Raw genomic sequence first — 26,340 nt, 5'->3', positions numbered from 1 at the left:
ACCGAGCGGGCACGACGTCGTGCCCGCCATCGAATGAGAGTGCGCGGCAACGCCCTCCGACGACAGGAGTCGATATGCGAATCGGGATCATCGGCGCGGGAGTGGCCGCGGTCGGGTTGCTCGACGCGCTCGCGGGAGCCGACGGGGCACCCGGCACGATCACCGTGTTCGAGGGGTCCGCGGCGCTGTGGCGTGGGCGGGCCTATCAGCGCGATGTGCCCGCGGTGCGAGTGAACGCCCCGCCCGCGTTGATGTCCGCGCGGGCGAGCGATCGTGGGCATTTCCAGGACTGGCTCGCCCAGCGACCGGACGCGGTGCGCTTCCTCGACCCCGGGTTGGGGCAGCCGATCGTGCCGCGCGCGATGTACGGCGAGTACCTGGAACAGTCGGCGCGGGCGTCGATCGACCGGTTGCGCCACGACGGATGGCGGGTCGACGTGGTGAACGACCGGGTCACCGGCGTCGCACAGCAACAGCCGGTGGTACTGCGCACCGAGGGCGGTGTCACGTATCCGGTGGATCGCGTGGTGCTCTGCGTCGGCAGCGGCCGTCCCCGCGACCAGTACGGACTGACCGGTGCCCCCGGCTATTTCGACGAGCCGTATCCGCTGGCGCGCACGCTCACCGAGGTGGATCCCGAGGCTCGGGTAGCCGTGATCGGTAGCGGCCTGACCGCCGTCGACATCACGGCCGCGTTGACCGAGAACGGTCATCGAGGCCCGATCACCCTGCTGTCGCGCAGCGGGATCCTGCCGTTCGTCCAGCAACGTCCACGACCGCTGTCGCCGCGCCACCTCACCCCGGCCGCCGCGCTGGACCTCGCGGCGGGCGGGGCGGTCGAGTTCACCGCGGTGGTCGCGCTCCTGCGTGCCGAATTGGCCGACCTGGGTGAGGATTTCGACGCGTTCGCCGCCGAGATCCGGGCGACCGGCTCCGAGGACCCGGTGCTTCGCCTGCGCCGTCAGCTCGCCGATGTCGACTCCAGCCTGCTGGGTCGACGCCTGCTCACGATGGCGATCCGCACGATGGGCCCGATCCTGTGGCCTGCCCTGACCGACGCCGACCGGATGATGTTGCGGACCGATCACTACCGCACGATCAGCAGCCTCAGCTCGCCGATGGTCCCGCACAACGCGGAAATCCTGCTGCGCCTGCTGGATTCGGGTCAGGTGCGGTTGCGCACCGGACTCACCGCGATCGCGGCGGACGACACCGGGTTCACGCTGACCGGCGAATCCACCTGGACGGCCGACATCGTGATCAACGCCGTCAACCCACCCGCCCATGTCACCCCGCAGGACACCGAGACGCTGATGACACACCTGCTCGACAGCGGCACAGCGCAAGTCGCGCCCACCGGTGGTCTCCGCGCCGAACCACGCACCCGTGCGCTGCGTGGCGGCACCTGGCACGTCCTCGGCAACCTGGCGGCGGATTCGATGTTCATCGCCACCAACCCACCCGGCCTCGCCGCGGAAGCGGCACTGCTGGCCGAGCACCTGACGAAGGAATCCGGCCTACCGGAATTCCGGCACGAGGCATTGCCCGTGAGCAGCTGACCTCTGCCCCGCAGGCGGTTTCGGCGGCGCGGGTGCCGACCTCACCCGGCCACGAGGCGGGCATCGAACGACAACGAGCTCGTCAGTCGCCGATTCCCCTCGGGCGCACCACCATCACCGAGCCGGCGCGTTTGCCGCTCTCCTCCAGGAGTGCGATGGCCCGGCCCCGTGGGTCGATCGCGGCGTAGACGCCCTTGATGCCGACAGGCTCGAGCCAGCGGCCGGTCCGCAGGTCGGTGGCCTGCGATTCGTCGATGTCACGGAGCGGGAAGGCGGTGCGGACCGCGGCGTCGATATCGAGGCTGAGCAGGGGCTGTTCGGCTTCGGCCGCGGTCGCGAGTTGTTCGAGAGTGCGGGCGTGTTCGAGCGTGAAGGGACCGACCCTGGTGCGGCGCAAGGCTGTCAGGTGTCCGCCCACACCGAGGGCCGTGCCGAGGTCGCGGGCCAGGGCGCGAATATAGGTACCGGAGCTGCATTCGACCGCGACGTCGAGATCCACGAATTCACCGTCGGCGACATCGCGTCGGGCCAGGATGTCGAAGCGCGACACCGTGACCGGGCGGGCGGCCAGCCGCACCTCCTCGCCGGCGCGCACGCGCGCGTACGCCCGTTCGCCGTCGACCTTGATGGCGCTCACCGTGGCGGGGACCTGCTCGATGTCACCGGTCAGGGCCGCGACGCCGGCCGCGATCTCGTCGTCGGTGACGTGCAGCGCGGGTGTGGTCGCGGTGACCTCCCCCTCGGCGTCGTCGGTGTTCGTGGCCTGACCGAGGCGGATCGTCGCGGTGTAGGCCTTGGTGGTGAGCAGCAGCTGGCCGAGTAGTTTCGTGGCCCGCTCCACCCCGAGCACCAGCACCCCGGTGGCCATCGGGTCGAGTGTGCCCGCGTGGCCGACCTTCTTGGTCTGCAACAGCTTTCGGCTGCGCGCCACCACGTCGTGGCTGGTGAGGCCGCTGTCCTTGTCGACGATCACGAGACCGCCCAGCTCGCCCACCCGCGACACTCGCGCGGCCATCAGCCGTGTGCGATCGCGGTCAGGATCAGCCCGTCGGCGATCAGCCAGTTGCCGTCGAACTCGGTCAGCGCGGCGCCGCCGTCGTTCGTCCGGCCGGGCACGAGCAGCTTGGTATGAAAAGTGCCCGATCCCGCATCGTCTGTGCGGGAGTCGATCTCGAAAGTGATGTGCGCGTCCTCGAAACCGAGCCAGCGCAGCGTGAGCGGGAACCAGGCTTTGTAGGTGGCCTCTTTGGCACAGAACAGCAGCCGATCCAGGTGCAGGCCCTCACCGGGCGTATCCGACAGCCACTCGCGTTCGGCGGGCAGGCTGACCGAATCGAGCACTCCCTCGGGCAGGGTGTCGTGCGGTTCGGCGTCGATACCGACCGAGCGGAAACGCAGCGAGTGCGCCATCGCGGCGGCACGGTAACCGTCGCAATGGGTGAGGCTGCCGACGATGCCGCGCGGGAACAGCGGCATGCCGCGTTCGCCCTTGCCGATCGCGACAGGCTGCTCACCGAGCTGTTCGAGGGCGAGGCGAGCACAGTGCCGGGCGCCGATGAAATCCCGGCGACGCTTCTCCACGGACTTGGCGATCAGGTGCTCCTCGGCGGGATGCGCCGTGAGATCCTCCGGGAACACCAGCAACTCCGCCGAAGCCACACTCCTCGGCAAAATCCTCTCCAGCACTGACTTGTCCGCCTCTCCGCGTCTTGTGGCCAGACCTCGGCGCTGGTTGGGTCAGCGCCGGCGTCTGGCGGTACCGGGTGGGCGGGTGTGCTCGTGCCCGGTGAGTTGCCGATGTTCTTACGAAATCAGGCGTGGGGTTCTCGTGCAAATTCGCTGTCAGATGCCTCGCCTGCGCTCGGCCTTCTCGCGCATCTCGGCGGCCGCGGCTTCCATCTCCGGGGTGACCTTGAAGTGGCCGCCCCAGGAGTTCAGGTCGCCTTCGGCGTAGACCGGGTCGGGAAGGATCTGGCGCAGCAGCGGTTCCGGCATGCCTCGACGTTTCCATTCACGGGGATAGCCGAGGGAGACCTCTTCGAAGCGGACGCCGTCGTAGTAGGTGGTGCGCGGGATGTGGAGGTGGCCGTAGACCGAGCAGACCACGTTGTAGCTGGTGTGCCAGTCGGCGGTCAGGTCGGTGCCGCACCACAGCGAGAACTCCGGGTAGAACAGGATGTCGGTGGGCTGACGGACCAGGGGGAAGTGGTTGATCATCACCAGCGGGGTGTCGGTGGGCAGCGCGTCGAGGCGGCGCTGGGTGTACTGGACACGGGCGTGGCACCAGGCGTCGCGGGTGAGGTACGGGTCGGGGGTCAGCAGGAACTCGTCGGTCGCCACGACATTGCGTTCGCGCGCCAGCGCCAGACCCTCCGCCTTGGTCTTCGTGCCCGCCGGTCGCCACGAGTAGTCGTAGAGCAGGAACATCGGCGCCAGGGTGACCCGGCCGCCGTACTTCTCGGCGCCCGGACCCGTCCACACCGGGAACGGGTCCTCGGGGGTGACGACATCGAGGTCACGACACATCGCGACGAGATAGTCGTAGCGGGCGGCGCCGTGCATCTGCACCGGGTCCTTCGGCGTGGTCCACAGCTCGTGGTTGCCCGGTACCCAGATCACCTTGGCGAAGCGGCCGCGCAGCAACTCCAGCGCCCACCGCACCTCCTCGGCCTTCTCCCCCACGTCACCGGCGACGATCAGCCAGTCCTCGGGCGAATCGGGAACGATCTGCTCCACCACAGGCTTGTTGCCCTGATGCCCCACGTGCACATCGCTGACCGCCATCAACTTCGGAATCACCTGTCCACAGTGGCACACCCCGGGCACGCGGCGCCTGCGGGTTCACCCCTGCGCGTCGGCTGCCTCGGCCACCAGCAGATCGAGCAAGCCGGGAAAACGCGCGTCGAGGTCGGCCCGCCGCAGGACGACGGTGCTGCGATTGCCGTAATTCACCTGCCGGACCAGCCCCGCCTCGCGCAGCACCCGGAAGTGGTGGGTGCGGGTCGCCTTCGTCACCGGTAGGTCGAACGACGAGCAGCTGCGGTCGCCATCGGCGGGATCCAGCGCGAGCAGGGTGATCACGCGACGCCGCAGCGGATCGGCCAGCGCGCCGAGTACCGCTCCCAGCTCGAGTTCCTGGTCCACCCACCACCTCCACATAGGTACGGCTTGCATCATACCTAGCTGCCGCCTAGCGTCCTTAGGTACGTAGAACATCGTACCTAAGGAGCATCATGTCGAGCACCTACGCGCTGGTGGGGTTCGCCCACCCGAAACCCGAACGCCGCGACGACCTGCGCGAGCTGCTGCTCTCGTTCGTCGAACCGACCCGCGCCGAAGAAGGCTGCCTCGAATACCACTTCCACGTCGACAGCGACGACCCCTCGGTCTTCGTCTTCTACGAGGTATGGCGCAGCAAAGCCGACCTCGACCGCCACCTCGCCCTGCCGCACATGCGGGACTTCTGGAATTCCCGCCTGGACTACCTGACCCGCGACCTGGACATCCGCTGGATCGACATGCTCAGCCCCTACCCCCGCTGAGCCGTCCCGCTCCCGGGTCAGGCGGTGGCGAGTAAGCCGTCGACGAAAGCCAGGACCCGGTCCTGCGATTCGACGCCGACCTGTTCGTGTCCGCCCGGGTACTGCGCGAACTCGACCTGGGTGCCCGCCGATCGCATCTGCGCGAGCAGCGCGAAGGTCAGCGGCAGCGGAACCACCGTGTCGGCCGCGCCGTGGGCGATCAGCACCGGTTGGCGATAACCGACCGTGGGGACCACCATGTAGTCACGCAGCGCCGCGCCGATGCCGTCGGCGGCCACGGGCTTCGCCAGCAGCGCGCCGATCGACGCACCGCCGACGGCCCGGTCGAAATCGTCGACACAACTGGTGGCGATCGCGTCGACCACTTCGCGTCCACGAGCGCTGAGCAGACCGTTGACATCCAGGTCGGGACGGGTGGCGCGCAGCCCGGCGAGCATGCCCGCGAACGGGCCGACTAGCCGGTCCACCACGGGGAGGTTCGGGACCTCGGGACCGAGCCGGGTCAGAATCTGCTCGTAGTTGGATGCCGGCGCCAGCGCCACGGTGCCGCGGAAGTCCAGTTCGGGCGCGTAGTCGTCGGCGAGGTTGCCGGTCCCCAGTGCGGCATGTCCCCCCTGCGAACCGCCGACCACGGCCCACGTCCGCGCCAGACTCGGCTCCGCGGCCCGCGCGGCACGAACCAGGTCGATCGTGGCCGTGGCCTCGGTGCGAGTGTGCAGGTACGGGTGCACGGTGTCGGAGCCGGGCGACAGGCCGAGGTAATCCGGGGCGACCACCGCCCAGCCACGATCGAGGAACGCTCGCAGCAGCGGGCGTTCGTGCCGCGCCTTGTCGGTGGTGAGGCCGCACCGGGGCCCGAGCCCACTGGTCCCGTGATCCCACGCCACCACCGGATAACCACCTTCCGGGGCGGGCGTATCCGGGAGCAGCAACAGCCCGGCCGCGTTCGCGATGCCGTGCGTCGCGCCCTCCGTGCGGTATTCGACGATGGCTGCCCGCGACCAGTCACCCCAGCCGGCAGGCTGGGCGGTATGGGCAATCAGCTGCCCCGGCGCGACGGGCGCCGCCTGCGCCGCGGGCCCCACGCCCACCGCGCCGATCAGCACCAGCGCCGCGGCCACCGCCACCCGGCCGCCCTGGGCAATCACGTCGTGCACGGCCATTGTGCCTCCATCGTCGATCCCACTGTCCGCACCAGCGACGGTAGGCGATCGACTGCCGAGAAGCATTTCCGTACCCGTCACCGGAGCCGAATCTGCTGTGTCACACAGGTTTCCACGACACTGTGTTTCCACGACACTGTGTTTCCACGGCACTATGCGGCGCCGTGCGGGATCTCGGCGCCCACCTTGGCCCAGCGACCGGATCGTGCGCGGGCGATGACGGCCAGCAGCCGAGCCAACATGAAGACGACCAAACCGGTCCAGATTCCCGCCACACCCCAGTCGAAGATCAGCGACAGCCAGATCAGCGGCAGGAAGCCGGTCAGCGCGGCGACGAGGGTCGCGGTGCGCAGGAAGGCGGCGTCGCCCGCGCCGAGCAGGACACCGTCGAGGGCGAACACCGCACCGGCCACCGGGATCATGGCGACGAAGAACCACCAGATGACATGGGTGCGTTCGAGGACCTGGGGGTCGTCGGTGAACAGCAGCGGGATCGCGGTCACGCCCGCGGCGAAGACGGCGGCGAGGAGCAGCGCGAAGATCTCGGACCAGACCGTCACCCGGCGCGCGATCGCCTTGGCGCCGTGGGCATTACCGGCACCGAGGGCCGCGCCGACCAGGGTCTGGGCGGCGATGGCGAGCGAGTCCAAGGTCAGGGCGAGGAAATTCCAGAGTTGCAGGACCACCTGGTGGGCGGCCACGGACGCGGCGCCGAAACGAGCGGCCACCGCGGCGGCGGAGACGAAGCAGATCTGGAACGACAGACTGCGGATGATGAGGTCGCGCCCGAGGACGAGTTGAGCGCGCATCACCGCGACGCGCGGTCGCAGCGAAACATGTTCGCGCAGCAGGGCATAGGCGAACAGGACGCCGGAGACCGATTGGCCGACGAGATTCGCCACCGCCGAACCGGCCAGTTCCATGCGCGGGGCACCGAGCAGTCCGTACACCAGAACCGGACACAGCACCGCCGACAACGCCAGGCCCACCACCACGTAGGTCAGTGGTCGTCGCACATCCTGCACGCCGCGCATCCACCCGTTGCCCGCCATCGACAGCAGGATCAACGGCACGCCGAACAGCGCGATCCGCACCCAGATCAACGCCTCGTCGGCGATCTCCCCACCGCCGGAGAGCACCGAACACAGTGGCACCGCGAACAACTGGATCACCGCGACGATCACCAGACCGATCGCCACACCCACCCAGCTGGCCTGCACGCCCTCCTCGACAGCACCTGTCCGATCCCCCGCACCGTGTCTGCGGGCCGCACGCGCGGTCGTGCCATAGGACAGGAACGTCAGCTGGGTGCTCACCGACCCGAGGATCACCGCGCCGACGGCCAGCCCGGCCAGTGCCAGCGCCCCCAGCCTGCCGACCACCGCGATGTCGAAGAGCAGATACAGCGGCTCGGCGACCAGCACACCCAGGGTGGGCACGGCGATGCCGAGAATTCGCCGCGGCCCGACCTGGTCGACCTCATCGCCGGTCATGGCTTCGTCCCTCGGTTCAGCGGACCCCACACCGACCTCCCACGGTCACCACGAACTCATCGGACGCGCCGCCGACCCGCCGATGGTGGCACACGCCACCGACACATCGCCCATCACGTGCATCGGCGATCTCGCCGTTCGCCGGGCATGATCATGGTCGCGGTCGTCGTGCACCGACGCCGCCACCCACACCGCTGATCGCGGACACACTTACCCATCGGCACGAAATCGCGGTACGAAGTGTGGACGACAGGCAGGATGAGTGACGATACTGGTCGTCTGCCCAGCTCGGGTGGAACGATGACATACCGCGGACGCCTGGTTCGCCCGGACAACTCAGGATCGACCATGGTGTTTGTGCAGCGATGGCGGGTGATCACGGCGTTCGCCCTGGTCGGCGCTGCCACCCAGCTGGTGTGGCTCACCTACGCGCCGGTGACGACCGTGGCGGCGGAGCACTTCGGTGTGTCCGAGTCCGCGATCGGGTGGCTGGCGAACATGTTCCCGCTGCTCTATGTCGTGCTCGCCGTGCCCGCCGGAATCGCCCTCGATCGCTGGTTCCGCCCCAGCCTGATCGCCGGCGCGGTCCTCACCGCGATCGGTGCTGCCCTGCGCCTGCTCGACGGCGGTTTCGCGATCGTGCTCATCGGTCAGACCGTCGTCGCCATCGCGCAACCGCTGGTGCTCAACGCGATCACCGGCATCGCGGGGCACTATCTCGACGAGAAGGACCGGCCGACCGGTATCGCGGTGGGCACCGCGAGCACCTTCGCCGGGATGGCCGCCGCGTTCGTACTCGGCGCGGCGCTGCCCGCGCAAAGCCAGCTCACCACCCTCACCGCGATCGGCACGATCTTCGCCGCCCTGGCCGCGGTCGCACTGACCGTCGAACTGAAGCGCGCGGGCACCGGACCTGCCGCGAGCACTTCGACCTCGCTCGTCGCGCTCCGAGCGACCCTCGGCGACCGGTATGTGCGCCGGCTCTGCGTCACCGTGTTCTTCCCCTTCGGCACGTTCGTCGCGCTGGCGACCTATGGCCAAGCACTGCTGGAACCGTCCGGCGTGAGCGCTGACGCGGCCAGCATCGTGCTGCTGGTGAACGTCCTCGCCGGTGTCGTCGGCTGCGCGGTGATCCCGGTCGCGGTCCTGCGCCGCGGTATCGAACTCCCCGCCGTGATGGTCGGTCTCACCGCCAGCGCCGCCGCCTGCCTGCTCGTCGCCCTCGCCCCCGGCCTTGCCACCGGCTTCCTGGCCTTCGTCCTCATCGGCCTGACCCTGCTCCCCGCCCTCCCGATCGTGCTGGCCATGGCCGAACGCCACACCGGCGCCGCGGAAGGCACCGCCGCGGGCCTGATCTGGATGACCGGCAATCTCGGCGGTCTCGTCGTAGCGGGCCTGACCGGCCTCCTCGTAGACCAGCCCGCCCTCGCCTTCACCCTCTGCGCCACCACCACCGTCCTCGGCGTCCCCCTGGCCCTGCGCCTGCGCCGCGAGAAGTCCGTCGCCGCGACCTAGGTCAGCCCAGGGCGGCGATCAGGGCGCGGACGACATCCTCGGCGTTGCCGTAGGTGGTGTAGCCGGCGGCGAAGCGGTGGCCGCCGCCGCCGAAAACCCCGGCGACCGCGGCGACATCGATGCCGTCGGTGCGGCCGGGGGCGGAGTCACGCGATCGTAGGGAGACCGTCCAGCGGTCGTTCTGGCCGCGGGCTTCCTTGAAGACGGCGGCGATGCCCGCTTCGGCGGTGGTGCGGATGACGTCGATGACGCTCTCGACCTCTTCGGGGCCCACGTCGTGGGTATCGGCGGCGCGCACGAGCGCGTAGACCAGGCCGACACCGGCGGCGGCGGGCACGACCACAGCGGTGGACAGCACCTTCGACAACATCGGGAGCCAGGCGTAGGGGTGGGTGTCGAGCAGGACACGGGTGATCTCGGTGCCGTCGATGCCGGTGGCGAGCAGGCGCTCGGCCATCGCGTGGCTGCCGGACCGGGCCCAGCGGAACGAGCCGGTATCGGTGACCAGGCCCGCGAACAGGCAGTGCGCGATGGGGGCGTCGATCTCCACGCCCCACGCATCGAGGAGCCTGGTCACCAATTCGGTGGTCGAGGCCGCGGATTCGTCGATCAGGTCGACGGTGCCGAAGCCGTCGTTGGCCCGGTGATGATCGATCACCAATGTCATTGTCGCACCGGGTAATCGGTCAGCGAGAGCGCCGAGACGGCTGCGCGCGCCGCAGTCGACGACGATCAGCAGGTCCACCTCGGCCGGCACCTGCGCGGGCGGCACCACCAGCTGCACACCGGGCAGCGTGCGCAACGAAGCGGGCAGCTCAGCGGGCTCGGCGAAGGACACACACACCGGTACCTCGCGCCGGTGCAGCGCCAACGCCAGCGCCAGCCCGCTCCCCACGGTGTCGGCATCGGGCTGCACGTGGCACAGGATCGTCACCGAGCGCGCCGCCGCCAAGGCGGCGACGGCTGTACCCAGTTCGGTCCCGTCGCGGACGCTGGTCATCCGGCGTCCACGACGGGGACCGGTCGTCGGCCCGACAAGGCGGTGGCCACCGGGCAGGATGACGCACCCTGCGTGGTCACTCGGGCTACCGCCTGCGGGCGCTGACCGGACATGCCTGCCTACTCGTCTTCGTCGTCGCGATCGGCCTTGTACGGGTCGGCCTCGCCCGCGTGCTTGGCGTTGGCGGCGACCTTGGCCACCTCGTCGTCGATGGCGCGAGCTCTCGCGAGCAACTCTTCCATCTCGCGGGCCACCTCGGGCACCTTATCGAGAGTGAAAGACAGGATCGGGGTGAACTTCACTCCGGTACCCGCACCCACCTTGGACCGCAACACACCCTTGGCCGCGTCGAGCCCGGCGGCGGCCTCGGCGTAGTCGGGTTCGGCGTCGATGGTCTCGCCCATCACCGTGTAATAGACGTTCGCCTCGCGCAGATCCCCGGACACCTTGGCATCGGTGACGGTGACGAACCGCAGCCGCGGATCCTTGATCTCGTATTCGATCGCGGTGGCCACGATCGCGGAAATCCGCTTGGCGAGCCGGCGTGCCCTGGCTTGATCAACCATGGCGGTACCTCCCTTAGTCTTCGGGTCCGAAGATCCGGCGGCGTACTGCCAGCAACTCTATCTCCGGACGCGCGGCAACGTGCCGCTCACACTTGTCGAGCACCTCGTTCAGGTGTCCCGTTTCCGCACTGACCATGGCCACGCCGAGCAGTGCCCGGCGGTGCAGGTCCTGATCTCCGGCTTCGGCGGCATTCACGCCGAAGCGCTTTCCCAGCTCGGCGAGGATCGGCCGGATCACCGACCGCTTCTCCTTGAGCGAATGCACGTCACCGAGCAGTAGATCGAATTCGAGCGCACCGATGAACAGCGGTGCTCACCTCCTGGTAGATGGGTTCCCGCAAGACTCCACGCCGCACCCGAAGAATCGGATGCGGCGTGGATCGAGCGGTATTGCGTTGATCAGTCGCGCGGCTTTTCACGAAGCTCGTAAGCCTCGATGATGTCGCCGTCCTTGATGTCGCTGTAGGTGACGGTCATACCGCACTCGAAACCTTCGCGAACCTCAGGAGCGTCGTCCTTCTCCCGCTTGAGCGAGGAGATGGTCATCGTCTCCGCGATCACTCGACCGTCACGGATCAGGCGCGCCTTGGCGTTGCGCTTGACCGAGCCCGAGGTGACCATGCAACCGGCGATGTTGCCGATCTTGGACGAACGGAAGATCGCGCGGATCTCGGCGCGGCCCAGCTCGACCTCTTCGTAGATCGGCTTGAGCATGCCCTTGAGGGCCTTCTCGATCTCGTCGATCGCCTGGTAGATCACCGAGTAGTACCGGATGTCGACGCCTTCGCGGTTGGCCAGCTCAGTGGCCTTGCCCTCCGCGCGGACGTTGAAGCCGATGATGATCGCGTTCGAGGCCGACGCCAGGTTGACGTTGGTCTCGGTGACGCCACCGACACCGCGGTCGATGACGCGCAGACGCACCTCGTCGTCGATCTCGATCCCGAGCAGGGCCTCTTCGAGGGCCTCGACGGTACCGGAGTTGTCGCCCTTGAGGATCAGGTTGAGCTCCGAAGTCTCCTTCAGTGCGGCATCCAGATCTTCCAGGCTGATCCGCTTGCGGCTGCGAGCGGCCAGTGCGTTGCGCTTGCGCGCATTGCGGCGATCGGCGATCTGACGGGCGATGCGGTCTTCCTCGACCACGATCAGGTTGTCACCAGCGCCGGGGACGGAGGTGAAACCGATGACCTGGACCGGGCGCGACGGAGTCGCCGCGTGGACGTCCGCGCCGTGCTCGTCGACCATGCGACGGACGCGACCGTAGGCGTCGCCCGCCACGATCGAGTCACCGACGTGCAGGGTGCCGCGCTGGATGAGCACGGTGGCCACGGGGCCACGGCCGCGGTCGAGGTGCGCCTCGATGGCGACACCCTGGGCGTCCATGTCCGGGTTGGCCCGCAGGTCGAGCGAGGCATCCGCGGTCAGCAGCACTGCTTCGAGCAGCGCGTCGATGTTGGTGCCCTGCTTGGCCGAGATGTTGACGAACATGGTGTCGCCGCCGTACTCCTCGGTGACCAGGCCGTACTCGGTGAGCTGCTGCTTGATCTTGTCCGGGTTCGCACCCTCTTTGTCGATCTTGTTGATCGCGACAACGATCGGCACGTCAGCGGCCTGCGCGTGGTTGATCGCTTCCACCGTCTGCGGCATGACGCCGTCGTCGGCCGCGACCACGAGGATCGCGATATCGGTGGCCTTCGCACCACGCGCACGCATGGCGGTGAACGCCTCGTGACCCGGGGTGTCGATGAAGGTGATCAGGCGCTCTTCGTCGTTGAGGTTGGTGAGCACCTGGTAGGCACCGATGTGCTGGGTGATGCCACCGGCCTCGCCCTCGGCGACGTTGGCCTTACGGATCGTGTCGAGCAGTCGGGTCTTACCGTGGTCGACGTGACCCATGACGGTCACGACCGGCGGACGGTGCTCGAGGTCGTCCTCGCCGCCGGCGTCTTCGCCGTAGGTGAGGTCGAACGACGACAGCAGTTCGCGATCTTCGTCCTCGGGGCTGACCACGTGGACGACGTAGTTCATCTCGCCGCCGAGCAGCTCGAGGGTCTCGTCGTTCACCGACTGAGTGGCGGTGACCATCTCGCCGAGGTTGAACAGTGCCTGCACGAGAGCTGCGGGGTTCGCGTCGATCTTCTCGGCGAAGTCCGACAGCGATGCGCCGCGGGCGAGACGGATGATCTCGCCGTTGCCGCGGGGCAGACGCACGCCACCGACGGCGGGAGCCTGCATGTTCTCGTACTCGGCGCGCTTCGCCCGCTTCGACTTACGGCCACGGCGAACCGCGCCACCGGGACGACCGAAGGCGCCTGCGGCACCACCACGGCCACCGGGACCACCGGGACGACCGCCGCCGCCACCGGGGCGACCGCGGAAACCACCGGCCGCGGGGGCACCGGCACCGGGAGCGCCGGGGGCACCGCCACCGCCACCGCGGTAACCGCCACCGCCGCCGCCACCACCGGGACGGCCTGCGCCGCCACCGCCGGGAGCGCCGCCGGGACGACCCGGACGGCCACCGGCCGCGGGGCCGGGACGTGCGGAGCGTGCGGGCATGGCACCGGGGTTCGGACGCGGAGGCATCGAACCCGGGTTGGGACGGGGACCACCGGGACGCGGGGCGCCGCCCTGCGCGGCGGCCGGACGCTGACCCTGACCACCCTGACCGGGGCGGGGACCGCCCTGACCGGGAGCGGGACGCGGGCCACCCTGACCGGGAGCCGGACGGGGACCGCCCTGACCCGGAGTGGGACGCGGGCCACCCTGCGGGGCGGGACGCGGTGCCGGACGCTCACGATCGGGCGCCGAGCTGAACGGGTTGTTGCCGACGCGCGGAGCCTTGGGCCCCGGCTTCGGGCCGGGACCGGCCGGACGCGGGCCGGGTGCGGCAGCACCCGGAGTCGCCTGACCCGGACGGGCCTGACCTGCGGCGGGAGCCTGTGCCGGACGCGGCGCGGCGGGAGCCGGACGCGGGCCGGGCGCGGGAGCGCCTGCGGGCTTGGTGGCCGGAGCCGACTGCGCGGCGGCCGGAGCGGGGCTCGCGGGTGCCGGCGTAGCGGGCTTGGCCTCGACCGGAGCGGCCTGTTCGGGCTTCGGCGCAGCCGGCGCGGCAGCGGCTGCCGGGGCGGGAGCGGCCGGAGCCGGACGCGGACCGGGGCGAGGGCCACCGGGGGTGGGCTTGGCAGCCGGACGGGCTGCTGCTGCCGACGACGGGCCGGGACGGGCCGCCGACTTGGCATCGGCCGCCGGAGCGGACTTCGACGCCAGAGATTCGCGCAGACGACGTGCGACGGGTGCTTCCACCGTCGAAGACGCCGACTTCACGAACTCGCCTTGCTCCTTGAGCTTCGCGAGTAGTTCCTTGCTTGTGACACCGAGCTCTTTAGCCAACTCGTGCACGCGGGCCTTGCCTGCCACTGCTCTCCTCACTGAGAGGCCGAGCAGTGACGCCGCCTAGGTAAGGCGGGCCCGCACGACCTCGGGTTATCTCCGACGGACGTTCATCGTTGGTGCTTCACGGTGTGCTCATGAGTGCTCGTGCCTGTTCTCGAGGTACTGCTCCAGGGCTGAGATATCCAGATTTCCGGACACTCGTAGGGCTCTGCCGAATGCTCGGCGCCGCTCTGCGGAACGCAAACAAACTGAAACGGGGTGCAGCCATGCACCCCGTCCGGGCTGTCTGCGCCGCGGATCGGGAACAATCGCGACATCGGTGTTCCGATGCTGCGCCACGATCCGCAACAGGTCGGCAGACGGCTCGCGCTGACGGCATCCGATACAGGTGCGAACGGATTGCGCGGGCCGGTCCTGTACCCACTCTACCGGTGACCCGGTCATAACGACGAACCCCTCCCCTCCGGAAGTTACGAACATGTCATCCGCCGGTCGGGATTCGACGTATTCGGATCAGCTACGGTGCGCTTCCGGCCGGGCGGAGTCGTCCGGTTGCGGAGCCGCGTCGCTGCGGATATCGATGCGCCAGCCCGTCAGACGGGCAGCCAGGCGGGCATTCTGGCCCTCCTTGCCGATGGCGAGGGAGAGCTGGAAGTCGGGCACGATCACGCGTGCCGCCCTGGCGTCGGGATCGACGACGGTGACCGAAACCACCTTCGACGGCGAGAGCGCATTGCCGACGAACGTCGCCGGATCCTCGGCGTAGTCGATGATATCGATCTTCTCGCCCGCCAGTTCACTCATCACGTTGCGCACGCGCTGACCCATCGGGCCGATGCACGCGCCCTTGGCGTTCACGCCCGGCACGGTGGACTGGACAGCGATCTTGGAGCGGTGTCCCGACTCGCGCGCCACCGCGACGATCTCGACGGAGCCGTCGGCGATCTCGGGCACCTCGAGCGAGAACAGCCGCCGCACCAGGTTCGGGTGGGTGCGCGAGAGCTGGATCTGCGGACCACGCGGGCCACGCGAGACACCGTAGACGTAGCACTTGATCCGGTCGCCGTGCTCGTAGGTCTCCCCCGGTACCTGCTCGGCGGGCGGGATCAGCCCCTCGGCGCCGTTGGCCTCGCTGCCGATGCGTACCACCACGATGCCGCGGGCATTGGCCCTGGCGTCGCGCTGGACCACACCGCCGACGATCTCACCCTCATGGGTGGCGAAGTCGCCGAAGGACTTCTCGTTCTCGGCGTCGCGCAGCCGCTGCAGCACCACCTGGCGGGCGGTGGTCGCGGCGATGCGGCCGAAACCCTCCGGGGTGTCGTCCCATTCGGAGACGAGGTTGCCGTCGGCGTCGAGCTCACGCGCCATCACCCGCACCACACCGGTCTTCTGGTTGATGTCGATGCGCGCGTTGGCCTCGTGGCCGTCGGTGTGCCGGTAGGCGGTGAGCAGTGCCGACTCGATCGCCGAGATCACGGTCTCGATCGAGATACCTTTGTCGGCGACGATCGCCCGCAAGGCTTCGATTTCAATATTCATTCCGCAACCCCTTCGGTGGGAGTGTCACTGTGTTGTCCTGGTGCGGCGAGGTCGGCGGGTTCTTCGCCCGGTACCGGGCGGCCCGGTGCGATACCGCCCGCGAGCTCGAGTTCGGCGGCGCCCGGTGCGTTGAACTCGACCTGGACGACAGCCTCGGCGATATCGGCGACCGGAACGTGAACGCGGTGTGGCTTCACCTTGCCGCCGATGACGAGCGCGATGGTGGCGTCGTCGGCGAGCCGGCCCACGCGCGCGTCGAAACGGGCCTTGCCCTCGATCCGCTCGGCGCCGTCGGCCAGCTTCACGCGGACCTTGCGGCCCTGTGCACGCCGCCAATGCCGTTCGGTGGTGAGCGGGCGCTCCACGCCGGGAGTCGTCACTTCGAGCAGATAGGCGGCTTCGCCGAAATCGCCTGCGGCATCGAGAAGTTCGGACATCTCGCGGCTGAGCGAGGCGATGGCGTCCAGGTCGGCGGGGCCGTCGCTGTCGACGGTGACCTTCACTCGAACCGGAGCCAGCTCGCCGTTGCCCGCGGCTGCGATCGCGACGCCCTCGAGGTCGAATCCCCGGCGTGCGACGAGCTCAGCGACTAGCTGGCTCACCCTTTCCTCGGTGGGCATCGGCATATGGGCGGCTCCTGGTTCAGTTGTGACGCGATCGGAAATATCTACGCCGAAGGTCTAGCGTAACGCGCTCAGAGAGTGTAAAGGACCAGGCGCTGAGCGCCACGCACCGGTCCGACTCGGCGTGCCCGAGACCTGTCAGCACGCGTGCGAGCTACCCGCGTGAGATCTGGCACCATGGTCAACGTGCCCCACCGCCATTCCGTCCCGCCGAGAGCCGGGCGACCTTCCGGCATGCGTTCCGACCGGCACGAACCCTCTCGGTTACGGGTCGAGCCTGCCGCCGCGCACCTCGCCGGGCCGACGCCGGCTCCCACCGGCGCGACCGCGTCGCCGCCCCCCGCGGTAGTGCCGCATCCCACACCGGTACAGCAGCTTTCGCCGTCGGCGACCGTACGGGTCGACACCCGGCCTGCCTGGCGCCGCCGCACCGTGCTCCGACTCGTCGGCGCGAGCGCGATCGGCCTTCCCGTGGTGGCCACGCTGGCCGCCTGCGCCGAGGACGATACCGTGCACGCGCCGGATCCTCTTGCCACGCAAGAAGTTCTGGCTCGCGCCGATGCCGCGGCCGCGACCGCGGCGATCGCGCTGGCGCCCCAGTCGAATGCCGCGCTGAGCACGATCGCCACCGAGCGCACCGCGCACGCCGACGCGCTCCGCACCGAAATCGACCGGGTGATCGGCGTGTACGGCGACGGCACCACGCCCGTTCATCGCACGGGCGCCGTGACCGTGCCCGGCCCCGGCGGATCGCCGGTCCCGGCCTCGGAGGTCGAGACCGCGTCCGCGCAGCCGGCCACCGTCGCGCAAGTGCGTGATCAGCTGGTCCGCTCGCAACAGTCCGCCGCCGCCCTGGCCCGCACCGAATCCGGCTATCGCGCAGGTCTTCTCGCGTCGATCAGCGCGGCCTGCGCCACCCAGGCAGGAGTCCTGCTGACATGACCGAACAGCGAACGGCCTTGCAGAGCGCACTCGATGCCGAGTACGCGGCCGTCTACTCCTACGGCCTGATCGCCGCGTACGCCAATGCCGACCGGTCCCGTCTGGTCGCCGAGTTCAGCGCCGCGCATCGAGCACGTCGGGACAGCACGGTCGAACTGCTCGAAGCGGAGGGCACCGCACCCGACGCTCCCCGTGCCGCCTACACCCCGCCCGCCCCGGTCGACGATCCGATCCCCGCGGCGCATCTCGCGGTGAGCGTCGAAACCGATTGCGCGGCAGCGTGGTACACGGTCGTGGAGAACGCGACCGACGAAGTGGTGCGCGCCACCGCGACGGAAGCTCTCACCGAGGCCGCCGTTCGCCGCGCTCGCTGGCAGACGATTCTGGGTTCGGTCCCGGTCACCGTCACCTTCCCGGGACGGGCGTAGCGAACCGAGTCGGCGGTTCCGGGCAGATCGGGCGATCTACCCGGAACCGAGGGCCCGACTACGGGCGCATCGCGTACGCGCCGTCGTAGGCCTCGACCTGCTGCCACACCCGGCCGAAGCGCTCGGCGTCGGCAACCGGGCTGCGCAGGGCCCCGATCGCCCAGGCACGCTGGGCTTCGGTGACCGACGGCTTGCCGAGCAGCGCCGCCGCCTGGGCGTTGAAGTCGCGGATCTGGAAGTCGAAGATCTGATCGAGCACATCGCGGTCGAGCCCCGTGAGCTCGGCCTGCTCGAGAATCAGCTGCCCGTAGACCACCGTGGAGAACAGGTGGCCGATGGTCAGCATGAAATCCAGGTCCTTCTGCTGGTCCGCATCGGGAGCCGCGGTGAGCAGCAGGCTGCGCAGCGCCTGGGCCTGCTCGTAGAACCGGCCGACGTTCGGGACCTCGGATGCCTGCTCGTAGGCGGGAGTCCAGTCGGCGAACTGCACCTTGCCCGCGCCGCGCGCCGGACCCTGCTGCCAGAAGAACGGCTGGTCGCCGGGGGCGAGATCGGTGCCGATCGCCGGGTATTCCTTCGGGTTGAGCAGGTAGTTCGGCATGAACTTCAGGATCTGGCCCACGTTCACGTGCACGGTGCCCTCGAGGCGCGGCAGGTGGTTGATGTAGCGCGAGGCCTGCGCGAAGTAGGTGGCCTTCTCGAATCCCTTGGCCGCCAGCACATCCAGCAGCAGGGTCATCGCGACCTCGGCCTCGGAGGTGACCTTGGACTTGGTCATCGGGTTGAACAGCAGGTACCGGCGGTCCTCGAGCGAGGCGCTGCGGAAGTAGTCGACGGCACGGTCGCTGAACAGCTTCATCGCGATCAACCGCGCGTAGGCGTCGACGAAATTGCCACGCACATGGGCGAAGTCGGTGACGGGGTTGCCGTAGAGGATGCGGTTGTTGGCGTGGGTGATGGCCTCGAAGAACGAGTGCTCGACCATGCCGATGCCGCCGTGGCAGAGATTGAACTTGCCGACGTTGACGGTGTTGAGCGCGGCCGAGAAGGCCTCCGGCCCCTCGTGCAGCAGGTCGGCGGCGGTCACCGGGTAGTTCTCCAGCCGGAAGTGGCTGACATACATCTGACCGTGGATGACGCTCTCGATCAGGTGGTAGTCGTCGTGGCGGCTGTCGGCGGCGAACCAGATGTAGCCCACCGGACCCTCGACGTCGGCGCGGCGCGAGAACACCGACACCATCGAGGCGACGTTGCCGTTGCCGATGTAGTACTTCTCGCCGCTCGCCCGGAACAGGATGCCCGCCTCGGCGTCGGCGCTGCCCGGCTCGCTCGGGGTGAGGATCAGATCGGTGTTGTAGATATCGGCGCCGTGGTCACGCTCGGACAGCGCGAACGCCATCACCTGACCGTCGTCGAGGTCGGCGGCGGCCTTGCGCTTGGCGATCTCGTTGTCGCTCTGCCAGATCGGGCCCAGACCCAGGATGGTGACCTGCTCGGCGTACCAGTACGCCAGCCCGTAGAACCCGAAGATCTCCGCCAGTGCCGCGTTGCGGGCCGCGTCCCAGCGCTTGTTCGGGTCGCCGTCGGCGTAGGCGGCCGGGGTCAGGAAGGTCGCGAACAGTTTTTCCTTGCCGACGAACTCGAGGAACTCCGACGTCCATACCGCGTCGCGGTCCTCGACCAGCAGCTGCGCCTTGCCCTTGGACTCGAACCACTCGATGGTGGCCTTCAACAGCCGCCGCGTCTCCGCGTCGAAATGCTGGGGGTCGTAGGTGGCCGGGTTGAACAGCAGGCTGGGCGAACTCGTCATGCCGTTAACTTATCAGCGCCGGGCGCGGGCTCGGGCCGCCTACCAGCATGTTTCCCCTACGTAAGCGTAGGTTCCTACAGTCCTGAATGGATACTGCTGTCGCGGTGTCTTCGCCTGACCTTCACGCGACGTTCGGGTTGCCCCGACTGGCGAGAAAATCTTGAATCTCGCGGTGCCGAAACTGGTACGCGACTCCAGCAGACCGCAGCAGCCCGCGGTCGCAGCTCCATTCGAGGAAGTCCCCGAGCTCCCAAGGAAGCGGATGACGTGACCAGCGCCGGGTGCCCAGCAACATAGCCAAGTAGTAGATCGATGCCGGGGCGATAGTCCAGGCTATGACCACCCCGATCGCGGCACCAATGAACAGCCCGAAGTCGTCAACCGACACAGGTGGCGCGGGGGCAACTTGGGTCAGGACAGCCATGAGCACACCCGTCACCATGGCGAGCAGCACCATGAAACGAGCGTCCGCGCCGAGGAGCTCTCGCGGGTTCCGCGCGTTGATGGACGCGTCATCCCGGGCGAACGTGATTGTCACGAACGCAACGCTGCACAGGGGAATTGCCCAGAGTAGCCACCCAGCTGTGCTGCGATCCGCGAGAACCACCAACATGTATCCCAACGTGGACACTCCCGCAAAGAGGGTCAGCGACGCTACCTTCAGCCTTCGGAGCTTCGTCCTGCCCACTACCTTTGTCGCAAACGTCCATACAAATCTGTTGGGCTCTGCCTTGGTCAGTGCTGCCAACAACATCAGCAGTGCCAACAAGAAGCCCGCACCTCCAGCAACCGTGACGATGTAAGTCGGTGACTGTCTCGGCGTTTCGCGCAGCAATTCGACACACAGAGCGCCGGACAGGAGAAGCCACGCGAGCGCAACCGTGACGCCCCGGACGAAACGCACTCCGGCGAGGGGCCATAGCTGGTGGGGGACGAGATCGGTCCCCGAGATTGCTACACCACCTACCTGAGTCCCGCCATGACGACCCAGATAGTCGCGAGCGAGAGTGGTAAGCCAACGGTGCACCTGATCAGGATGATACCGGGCGGTCTCCGCATCGCCGGTCGCGATGGGGATCAGTAGAGAAAGTAGATGATCACGCAGGTGGTCGGGTCCAGACCATGTGGTATTGACGAGTTCAAGTGGATCATGCTGATACCCGCCCTGGGTGTCACGCTCATAGACCTGGCGCACCAAAGAGAGGCGCCACGGGGTGCCCAGCGCAGTCGACAGGAGCCCGGTTGGCTCGAAAAGCAGCTTTGCCAACACTGGCTGCCAGCGTGCCGGGTCGTCGACACTTGTTTGGAGATACAACTGCGCTTCGGCAGCCGAGAGTCCGACGATCTCAATCGTCGCCGAATCACGCAGCCGCACACCAATGTCGGCAAGCGAGCCTAGTTGCTCAGTACGGCAGGTGAGGACAAGCGGCGCGAGTCCCTCGGAATCATGAAATTCATCGAGGGCCCGGAGGAGCGCGGCTGGACGCGAGTCCAGTTCAGGTGCGTCGTCGGCCATCTCGTCCAGCCCATCCACCACCGGAAGCACGAGCCCGGCATTGAGCAGCGATCGCGCTGCAGCGTGCCGCAGTGCATAGGTATCGACGAGGTGTCGAACCAGCCATTCCTCGACGCTGAACCCAGTCGGCCAGGTCGCGGCTGTGACTCGCACCGGGACTGGTTCGCCGTCGCTACGTGACTTCAACAGGTCGAGCATCAGTTCTAGTGCAAGCACGGTTTTCCCGGCACCGCCGACCCCACTGATGATCAGCCGGCCAGGCCGGACGCCACGGTAGTAGTCCCCCACAGTTGCGAGCGCTCCCACTGACCCAGGCAAGGCAGCGCTATGCGCGAGCTGCACCCGAAACGTGACGTTGATTCGCTTGCCCAAGCCCACCAGCGCCGCGCGGGCCGCGATTTCCACCGCACGCACCTCAGGAGCAAGTCGGTCGGCAACTCCCGCAGCATCGGCGTCATTCCACGCCTGGGCCAACTCGGTGACCACCAGAGCTCGCCGACCGAACCACGCCGAGATGACCGCGACCGCCAACGAGACCAGCGCGCCGACCAGCGAGGCGGGATCGACATCACCGAGCTGCGCGCCAGGGAGCAACTTCTTACCCAGATATCCGGCGGAGAGCAACGCGGCAGCGGATACGACAGCGAACACGACAAATTCGGAATTGTCACGCGTTGGCAAGGCAGCCCCCCGATGTAACCCACCGACAGCCTACCTTCGCTCGGTGAGAGCATGAGTCCTGCCCGGACCCGAACCAGGCAGGACGCCTAAGCGACGCGGCGACGGAAGTCGGGTGGTCACAAACCTTTCGGATCCATCCCGAGGAGCTCGACCGGATTCCGCCACCGGCCACAACGCATTTCCGCATCCCCGACCGATATCGGATTCAGGCGATCGTCACTCCGCAACGGTCAGCGATTTGGGGGTCCACCCAATCCAGCTAGCCGCCGTAGCAGCAGAGGCGCCTAGCTGGATCGGAAGTCAGCCGCGGATTTTAGCGGTGACCGCGCTGACGGCGTCTTCGGCCGGGATCTCCTCGGCTTCGCCGGTGAAGCGGTTGCGCAGTTCGACCTTGCCTTCGGCCCAGCCGCGGCCGATGACCAGGATCCAGGGCATGCCGAGCAGTTCGGCGTCCTTGAACTTCACGCCGGGCGAGGCGGTGCGGTCGTCGAAGAGGACCTCGAGGCCTTCGGCGTCCAGGCCCGCGACGACGTGTTCGGCGCCGTCACGGGCGGCGGCGTCCTTGTTGGCGATGACGACGTGCACGTCGAACGGGGCGACTTCGGCGGGCCAGCGCAGGCCCTTCTCGTCGTGCTGCTGTTCGGCGATCACCGCGACCATGCGGGAGATGCCGATGCCGTAGGAACCCATGGTGAGGCGGACCGGCTTGCCGTTCTCGCCGAGCACGTCGACGTCGAAGGCGTCGGTGTACTTGCGGCCGAGCTGGAAGATGTGGCCGATCTCGATGCCACGGGCGGACACCAGCGGGCCCGCGCCGTCGGGCGAGGGATCGCCGTCGCGGACCTCGGCGGCCTCGATGGTGCCGTCGGGGGTGAAGTCGCGGCCGGCGACCAGGCCGACAACGTGCTTGCCCGCCGCGTCGGCGCCGGTGATCCAGGCGGTGCCGTCGACGACGCGGGGATCGACGAGGTAGCGAACACCGTTGGCGGCCAGGCCCTTCGGGCCGATGTAGCCCTTCACCAGGAACGGGTTGGCGGCGAAGTCGGCCTCGGTGAGCAGTTCCACCTCGGCGGGTTCGACGGCGGCGCCCAGACGCTTGTCGTCGACCTCGCGGTCACCGGGGACGCCGATGCCGAGGATCTCGGTCTTGCCGTCGGGGTGGCGCAGCTTCACCATCACGTTCTTCAACGTGTCGGCGGCGGTCACCGTGCGGTCGAGGACCTTCGCCTCGTTGGCCCAGTCGACCAGCGTCGCGATGGTGGGGGTGTTCGGGGTGTCGTATTCGACCGCGGCGGCCTGACCCTCGATGGGCAGCGGCGCGGGCGCGGGCGTGACCACGGCTTCCACGTTCGCCGCGTAGCCGGACTCGACGCAGCGCACGTAGGTGTCCTCACCGACGGGGCTGGCGGCGAGGAACTCCTCGGACGCGCTGCCGCCCATGGCGCCGGAGGTGGCGGCCACGATCACGTACTCGACATCGAGCCGTTCGAAGATGGCCTGATAGGCCTTGCGGTGGGTGGCGTAGCTGTTGGTGAGACCGTCGTCGTCGATGTCGAAGGAGTAGGAGTCCTTCATCACGAACTCGCGGCCGCGCAGGATGCCCGCGCGGGGACGTTCCTCGTCGCGGTACTTGGTCTGGATCTGGTAGAGCGTGACCGGCAGATCCTTGTAGGAGTTGTACTCACCCTTGACCGTGAGCGCGAACAGCTCCTCGTGGGTGGGCCCGAGCAGGTAGTCACCGCCCTTGCGGTCCTTGAGCCGGAACAGGCCCGGCCCGTACTCGGTCCACCGGTTGGTGGTCTCGTAGGGCTCGCGCGGCAGCAGCGCCGGCAGCGAGATCTCCTGGGCGCCGGTGGCGTCCATCTCCTGGCGCACCACGTCCTCGATCTTGCGCAGCGTGCGCAGACCGAGCGGCAGCCACGAGTACACACCGGGGGCGACCCGGCGGACGTAGCCGGCGCGAACGAGCAGTTTGTGGCTGGGCACCTCGGCGTCGGCGGGATCGTCTCGCAGGGTGCGCAGGAACAGGCGGGAGAGGCGGGTGATCACGGATGCACAGGGTAGTCCCTGGTCCGGGCAGGACGACAGCCGAATACCACCTGGGCGCCCGCCAGCCGCCGAAAACCGGTTCCGACAAAAGACCGCATATCAGGTTACCCATTACAAATCTATTTCAATCATCAGATAACAACCTGATAACGTAACCGCATCTGGCAATTCTTACGTGACTAGATTTTCTCTATACGTCAATTACGCACTTACAACAGAAAATTGGTGGCGGCGACGCCACCCTTGCGAGAGGTCACAATGGCTGAGACGAAATCCATGTCGAAGCGCTGTACAGCGGTGTTCACCGGAGCCGCGTTGGTGGCCGCGGCCCTCGCCGGATGCACCAAGACCGAGACCACCGAGAGCGGTCAGCTCCTGCAGTCACTGAAGGACAAGGGCACGATCACCGTGGGTTTCGCCGGTGAGGCGCCCTATTCGTTCGAAGAGGGAGGCCAGCTCACCGGTGCCACGGTGGCCCTGCACAAGGAGATCTTCGCCAACCTCGGCATCAAGACCGTCGACGGTGTGCAAACCGAGTTCGGCGCACTGATCCCCGGTCTGCAGGCCAATCGATTCGACGCGGTCAGCGCCGGTATGTCGATCTTGCCGAAACGCTGTGAACAGGCATCTTTCAGCGAACCGGAATTCATGTACACCACCGCACTGATGGTGAAACCCGGTAATCCGATGAATTTGACGGATATGCAGTCGATCAAGGCCAGTGGCGCGAAGATGGCCGCGATGACCGGCGCCATCGAATCCGATTACGCCAGCTCGCTGGGCATCGACGCCACCCAGGTCGGCACCCCGCAGGACGGCATGGACGCGGTCACCTCCGGGCGCGCCGACGTATTCGCGCTCACCGCGATCTCGCTGAACTGGCTCAAGAGTCACACCCCCAACGCCGCGGTCGACGTGACACCGTCGTTCGTGGCCGTCATCGACGGCAAGCCGCAGGTCGGCGCCGGTGGCACCGTGTTCCGCACCACCGATCCCGATCTGCTCGCCGCCTACAACGCCGAGCTGGCCAAGATCACCGGCGACAAGGACAAGTACTTGTCGATCGTCGGGAAATTCGGGTTCACCGAGCGCGAGCTGCCCGATCCGAAGTACACGACGGCCAAGCTGTGCAAGGGCGAAATCTGATCCAGGCATGAGCAATTTCGATGCGGTCCGCGATGCCCTGCCCTCGTTGTGGCAGGGCATCGCGGTCACGCTGGAGCTGACCATCGGCGGCGCGCTGCTCGCGTTCGTCCTCGCCCTCGCCCTCGGCACCACCGCCCGCGTGCGCAATCTCGCGGCACGCGGCAGTGCCAGGGTCATGATCGAATTCTTCCGCGGTACCTCCCTGCTGGTGCAGATCTTCTGGCTGTTCTATGTACTGCCGTTGCTCGGCTACAAACTCGACCCGCTGTTCTGCGGCATCCTGGCGCTCGGCCTCAACTACGGTGCCTACGGCGCCGAGGTGGTGCGCGGCGCGCTCAACGCGGTGCCGCGCGCGCAGTTCGAAGCGGCGGTCGCGCTGAACTTCAGTCCGTGGCAGCGGATGCGCAGGGTGCTGTTCCCGCAAGCGTGGGCGCTGATGCTGCCCTCGCTGACCAATCTGCTGGTCCACCTGCTCAAAGGCACCGCCGTAGCGTCTTACATCACCCTGCACGACCTGACCTACGAGATCGGTGACCTGCGCAAGACCACCAGCGACACGCTGTTCTCCTTCGGTGTCGGCCTGGTCATCTACTTCGTCCTCGGCTACCTGCTCACCCTGGGCATGAACCTGCTCGAAACCCGCGCCAAGACCAAGCTGGGTCGTGGGGCATCGCTCAAAGAGGTCCTCAGCCTGGCGCCCGACGAGACGAAGGTGGCGCCATGAGTGCGGAATGGAGTTGGGAGCGCGCCCGCGAGGCACTGCCGGTGCTGTGGGAGGGATTCCAGATCACGCTGCTGGCCACGGTGCTCGGCTTCGCGCTGGCCGCGGCGCTCGGGCTGGCGATCGCGATCATCCGTCGCACGATGCCGCGCCCGATCGCCGCGCCGGTGCACGCGGTGAGCGAGTTCGTCCGGCTCACCCCGCTGGTCGTGCAACTGCTGTTCGCCTACACCCTGTTCACGCAGTTCTCGGCGTTGCAGATCGGCATCGTGGTGCTGGGCATCCACTATTCGAGTTACCTGGCCGAGGTGTATCGAGCCGGGATCGAGGCGGTGCCGAAGGGACAGTGGGAGGCAGCGCGCGCACTGTCGTTGCCGCCTGCCCGCACCTGGGGTGCGGTGGTCCTGCCGCAGGCGATCCGGGCGAGCCTGCCCGCGCTCGGCACCAACGCCGTCTCGATGTTCAAGGACACACCGTTCCTGTTCGCCATCTCGGTCGTCGAATTGGTGACCGCCGCACAGCAATTCGGGGCCCGCAATTTCGCGTACCTGGAGTCGATCACGATGGCCGGGGTGTTCTTCCTCGTCGCCAGCTACCCGACGTCTGTGCTGATCAGAAGACTGGAGAAGCGACTTGCCTACTACTGACGAG

General features: G+C 67.9%; 24 protein-coding genes. 8 read left to right on the top strand and 16 right to left on the bottom strand.

What is annotated here, in order from left to right; translation table 11 throughout:
* Positions 1 to 74 precede the first annotated feature (74 nt).
* Complete coding sequence (locus ACFTS5_RS01255; RefSeq protein WP_378626532.1) at positions 75 to 1,559, top strand: FAD/NAD(P)-binding protein; 1,485 nt, start codon at positions 75 to 77, stop codon at positions 1,557 to 1,559.
* Between the two features lie 82 nt (positions 1,560 to 1,641).
* Here ACFTS5_RS01255 and truB read toward each other — a convergent pair whose 3' ends face one another.
* The 4 genes from truB to ACFTS5_RS01235 all read right to left on the bottom strand — a co-directional run bounded on the left by truB (position 1,642) and on the right by ACFTS5_RS01235 (position 4,703).
* On the bottom strand, positions 1,642 to 2,574 hold the full coding sequence (truB, locus tag ACFTS5_RS01250) for a tRNA pseudouridine(55) synthase TruB (RefSeq protein ID WP_378626531.1): 933 nt from the start codon (positions 2,572 to 2,574) through the stop codon (positions 1,642 to 1,644).
* The gene (gene npt / locus ACFTS5_RS01245; protein ID WP_378626529.1) at positions 2,574 to 3,245 is read right to left on the bottom strand and encodes a 4'-phosphopantetheinyl transferase Npt; all 672 of its coding nucleotides are present in this window, start codon (positions 3,243 to 3,245) and stop codon (positions 2,574 to 2,576) included. Before npt ends, truB begins: the two co-directional genes overlap by 1 nt.
* A gap of 156 nt (positions 3,246 to 3,401) precedes the next feature.
* On the bottom strand, positions 3,402 to 4,358 hold the full coding sequence (locus ACFTS5_RS01240) for a metallophosphoesterase (RefSeq protein ID WP_358062466.1): 957 nt from the start codon (positions 4,356 to 4,358) through the stop codon (positions 3,402 to 3,404).
* A gap of 42 nt (positions 4,359 to 4,400) precedes the next feature.
* Complete coding sequence (locus ACFTS5_RS01235) at positions 4,401 to 4,703, bottom strand: ArsR/SmtB family transcription factor (protein WP_378626527.1); 303 nt, start codon at positions 4,701 to 4,703, stop codon at positions 4,401 to 4,403.
* Positions 4,704 to 4,792: 89 nt separating this feature from the next.
* On the opposite strand from ACFTS5_RS01235, the gene ACFTS5_RS01230 reads away from it, so the two are divergent.
* Positions 4,793 to 5,101 carry a putative quinol monooxygenase gene (locus ACFTS5_RS01230; RefSeq protein WP_378626526.1) on the top strand — a complete coding sequence of 103 codons (309 nt, stop codon included), beginning with the start codon at positions 4,793 to 4,795 and terminating at the stop codon, positions 5,099 to 5,101.
* A gap of 17 nt (positions 5,102 to 5,118) precedes the next feature.
* On the opposite strand, the gene ACFTS5_RS01225 is transcribed toward ACFTS5_RS01230, so the two are convergent.
* Positions 5,119 to 6,264 carry a lipase family protein gene (locus ACFTS5_RS01225; protein ID WP_378626524.1) on the bottom strand — a complete coding sequence of 382 codons (1,146 nt, stop codon included), beginning with the start codon at positions 6,262 to 6,264 and terminating at the stop codon, positions 5,119 to 5,121.
* A 152-nt stretch (positions 6,265 to 6,416) separates the two neighbouring features.
* Positions 6,417 to 7,757, bottom strand: coding sequence for an MATE family efflux transporter (locus tag ACFTS5_RS01220; protein WP_378626523.1), 1,341 nt, complete (start codon positions 7,755 to 7,757; stop codon positions 6,417 to 6,419).
* Between the two features lie 348 nt (positions 7,758 to 8,105).
* Between ACFTS5_RS01220 and ACFTS5_RS01215 the strand changes: the two genes are divergently transcribed.
* Positions 8,106 to 9,272, top strand: a complete 1,167-nt coding sequence (locus ACFTS5_RS01215) for an MFS transporter (RefSeq protein ID WP_378626522.1) — start codon at positions 8,106 to 8,108, stop codon at positions 9,270 to 9,272.
* A gap of 1 nt (position 9,273) precedes the next feature.
* On the opposite strand, the gene ACFTS5_RS01210 is transcribed toward ACFTS5_RS01215, so the two are convergent.
* The 7 genes from ACFTS5_RS01210 to rimP form a co-directional block, all read right to left on the bottom strand.
* Positions 9,274 to 10,272 carry a bifunctional oligoribonuclease/PAP phosphatase NrnA gene (locus ACFTS5_RS01210; RefSeq protein ID WP_378626521.1) on the bottom strand — a complete coding sequence of 333 codons (999 nt, stop codon included), beginning with the start codon at positions 10,270 to 10,272 and terminating at the stop codon, positions 9,274 to 9,276.
* 119 nt (positions 10,273 to 10,391) lie between these two features.
* On the bottom strand, positions 10,392 to 10,838 hold the full coding sequence (gene rbfA / locus ACFTS5_RS01205; protein ID WP_378626520.1) for a 30S ribosome-binding factor RbfA: 447 nt from the start codon (positions 10,836 to 10,838) through the stop codon (positions 10,392 to 10,394).
* 13 nt (positions 10,839 to 10,851) lie between these two features.
* Positions 10,852 to 11,145, bottom strand: a complete 294-nt coding sequence (locus ACFTS5_RS01200; protein ID WP_378628258.1) for a DUF503 domain-containing protein — start codon at positions 11,143 to 11,145, stop codon at positions 10,852 to 10,854.
* A gap of 92 nt (positions 11,146 to 11,237) precedes the next feature.
* Positions 11,238 to 14,255 (bottom strand): translation initiation factor IF-2, encoded by a 3,018-nt coding sequence (gene infB / locus ACFTS5_RS01195; protein WP_378626518.1) that lies wholly within the window; start codon positions 14,253 to 14,255, stop codon positions 11,238 to 11,240.
* 108 nt (positions 14,256 to 14,363) lie between these two features.
* Positions 14,364 to 14,675: a YlxR family protein gene (locus tag ACFTS5_RS01190; RefSeq protein WP_101468594.1), complete on the bottom strand. Its 312-nt coding sequence runs from the start codon at positions 14,673 to 14,675 to the stop codon at positions 14,364 to 14,366.
* Positions 14,676 to 14,744: 69 nt separating this feature from the next.
* Positions 14,745 to 15,773, bottom strand: coding sequence for a transcription termination factor NusA (nusA, locus tag ACFTS5_RS01185; protein WP_378626517.1), 1,029 nt, complete (start codon positions 15,771 to 15,773; stop codon positions 14,745 to 14,747).
* The gene (gene rimP / locus ACFTS5_RS01180; protein ID WP_378626515.1) at positions 15,770 to 16,399 is read right to left on the bottom strand and encodes a ribosome maturation factor RimP; all 630 of its coding nucleotides are present in this window, start codon (positions 16,397 to 16,399) and stop codon (positions 15,770 to 15,772) included. The genes nusA and rimP overlap by 4 nt, the downstream gene beginning before the upstream one ends.
* 231 nt (positions 16,400 to 16,630) lie before the next feature.
* On the opposite strand from rimP, the gene ACFTS5_RS01175 reads away from it, so the two are divergent.
* The gene (locus ACFTS5_RS01175) at positions 16,631 to 17,338 is read left to right on the top strand and encodes a hypothetical protein (protein ID WP_378626514.1); all 708 of its coding nucleotides are present in this window, start codon (positions 16,631 to 16,633) and stop codon (positions 17,336 to 17,338) included.
* On the top strand, positions 17,335 to 17,766 hold the full coding sequence (locus ACFTS5_RS01170) for a ferritin-like domain-containing protein (RefSeq protein ID WP_378626513.1): 432 nt from the start codon (positions 17,335 to 17,337) through the stop codon (positions 17,764 to 17,766). Before ACFTS5_RS01175 ends, ACFTS5_RS01170 begins: the two co-directional genes overlap by 4 nt.
* A 58-nt stretch (positions 17,767 to 17,824) precedes the next feature.
* Here the strand turns inward: ACFTS5_RS01170 and ACFTS5_RS01165 are convergent, their stop codons facing one another.
* The 3 genes from ACFTS5_RS01165 to ACFTS5_RS01155 all read right to left on the bottom strand — a co-directional run bounded on the left by ACFTS5_RS01165 (position 17,825) and on the right by ACFTS5_RS01155 (position 23,822).
* Complete coding sequence (locus ACFTS5_RS01165; RefSeq protein ID WP_378626512.1) at positions 17,825 to 19,576, bottom strand: acyl-CoA dehydrogenase family protein; 1,752 nt, start codon at positions 19,574 to 19,576, stop codon at positions 17,825 to 17,827.
* A 121-nt stretch (positions 19,577 to 19,697) separates the two neighbouring features.
* A complete protein-coding gene (locus tag ACFTS5_RS01160; RefSeq protein ID WP_378626510.1) occupies positions 19,698 to 21,743 on the bottom strand; it encodes an NACHT domain-containing protein in 2,046 nt (681 codons plus the stop codon).
* A gap of 330 nt (positions 21,744 to 22,073) precedes the next feature.
* Entirely contained in the window at positions 22,074 to 23,822 is a 1,749-nt protein-coding gene (locus ACFTS5_RS01155; RefSeq protein ID WP_378626509.1) for a proline--tRNA ligase, read from the bottom strand.
* 276 nt (positions 23,823 to 24,098) lie between these two features.
* Here ACFTS5_RS01155 and ehuB point away from each other — a divergent pair, with 276 nt between their 5' ends.
* Genes ehuB through ehuD form a run of 3 tightly spaced genes read left to right on the top strand, consistent with a single transcriptional unit; the run spans position 24,099 to position 26,336 of the window.
* Positions 24,099 to 24,968 (top strand): ectoine/hydroxyectoine ABC transporter substrate-binding protein EhuB, encoded by an 870-nt coding sequence (ehuB, locus tag ACFTS5_RS01150; protein WP_378628257.1) that lies wholly within the window; start codon positions 24,099 to 24,101, stop codon positions 24,966 to 24,968.
* 7 nt (positions 24,969 to 24,975) lie between these two features.
* Entirely contained in the window at positions 24,976 to 25,692 is a 717-nt protein-coding gene (gene ehuC, locus ACFTS5_RS01145; protein WP_378626508.1) for an ectoine/hydroxyectoine ABC transporter permease subunit EhuC, read from the top strand.
* Entirely contained in the window at positions 25,689 to 26,336 is a 648-nt protein-coding gene (gene ehuD, locus ACFTS5_RS01140) for an ectoine/hydroxyectoine ABC transporter permease subunit EhuD (RefSeq protein ID WP_378626507.1), read from the top strand. The genes ehuC and ehuD overlap by 4 nt, the downstream gene beginning before the upstream one ends.
* Positions 26,337 to 26,340: the final 4 nt, after the last annotated feature.

Source organism: Nocardia sp. NPDC056952 (assembly GCF_042674185.1).
Lineage (GTDB): Bacteria > Actinomycetota > Actinomycetes > Mycobacteriales > Mycobacteriaceae > Nocardia.
Note: the sequence above shows the minus strand (reverse complement) of the source record. Positions and strands in the feature narration are given on the sequence as shown.

Bases quoted from the DNA above. Each gene is read 5' to 3' on its own strand.
- ACFTS5_RS01220 (WP_378626523.1), bottom strand. From the start codon at position 7,757: ATGACCGGCGATGAGGTCGACCAGGTCGGGCCGCGGCGAATTCTCGGC.
- ehuD (WP_378626507.1), top strand. From the start codon at position 25,689: ATGAGTGCGGAATGGAGTTGGGAGCGCGCCCGCGAGGCACTGCCGGTG.
- ACFTS5_RS01225 (WP_378626524.1), bottom strand. From the start codon at position 6,264: ATGGCCGTGCACGACGTGATTGCCCAGGGCGGCCGGGTGGCGGTGGCC.
- rimP (WP_378626515.1), bottom strand. From the start codon at position 16,399: ATGCCGATGCCCACCGAGGAAAGGGTGAGCCAGCTAGTCGCTGAGCTC.
- ACFTS5_RS01175 (WP_378626514.1), top strand. From the start codon at position 16,631: ATGCGTTCCGACCGGCACGAACCCTCTCGGTTACGGGTCGAGCCTGCC.
- ACFTS5_RS01165 (WP_378626512.1), bottom strand. From the start codon at position 19,576: ATGACGAGTTCGCCCAGCCTGCTGTTCAACCCGGCCACCTACGACCCC.
- ACFTS5_RS01255 (WP_378626532.1), top strand. From the start codon at position 75: ATGCGAATCGGGATCATCGGCGCGGGAGTGGCCGCGGTCGGGTTGCTC.
- ACFTS5_RS01230 (WP_378626526.1), top strand. From the start codon at position 4,793: ATGTCGAGCACCTACGCGCTGGTGGGGTTCGCCCACCCGAAACCCGAA.
- truB (WP_378626531.1), bottom strand. From the start codon at position 2,574: ATGGCCGCGCGAGTGTCGCGGGTGGGCGAGCTGGGCGGTCTCGTGATC.
- ehuB (WP_378628257.1), top strand. From the start codon at position 24,099: ATGTCGAAGCGCTGTACAGCGGTGTTCACCGGAGCCGCGTTGGTGGCC.
- ACFTS5_RS01215 (WP_378626522.1), top strand. From the start codon at position 8,106: ATGGTGTTTGTGCAGCGATGGCGGGTGATCACGGCGTTCGCCCTGGTC.
- ACFTS5_RS01210 (WP_378626521.1), bottom strand. From the start codon at position 10,272: ATGACCAGCGTCCGCGACGGGACCGAACTGGGTACAGCCGTCGCCGCC.
- ACFTS5_RS01190 (WP_101468594.1), bottom strand. From the start codon at position 14,675: ATGACCGGGTCACCGGTAGAGTGGGTACAGGACCGGCCCGCGCAATCC.
- rbfA (WP_378626520.1), bottom strand. From the start codon at position 10,838: ATGGTTGATCAAGCCAGGGCACGCCGGCTCGCCAAGCGGATTTCCGCG.
- ehuC (WP_378626508.1), top strand. From the start codon at position 24,976: ATGAGCAATTTCGATGCGGTCCGCGATGCCCTGCCCTCGTTGTGGCAG.
- nusA (WP_378626517.1), bottom strand. From the start codon at position 15,773: ATGAATATTGAAATCGAAGCCTTGCGGGCGATCGTCGCCGACAAAGGT.
- ACFTS5_RS01170 (WP_378626513.1), top strand. From the start codon at position 17,335: ATGACCGAACAGCGAACGGCCTTGCAGAGCGCACTCGATGCCGAGTAC.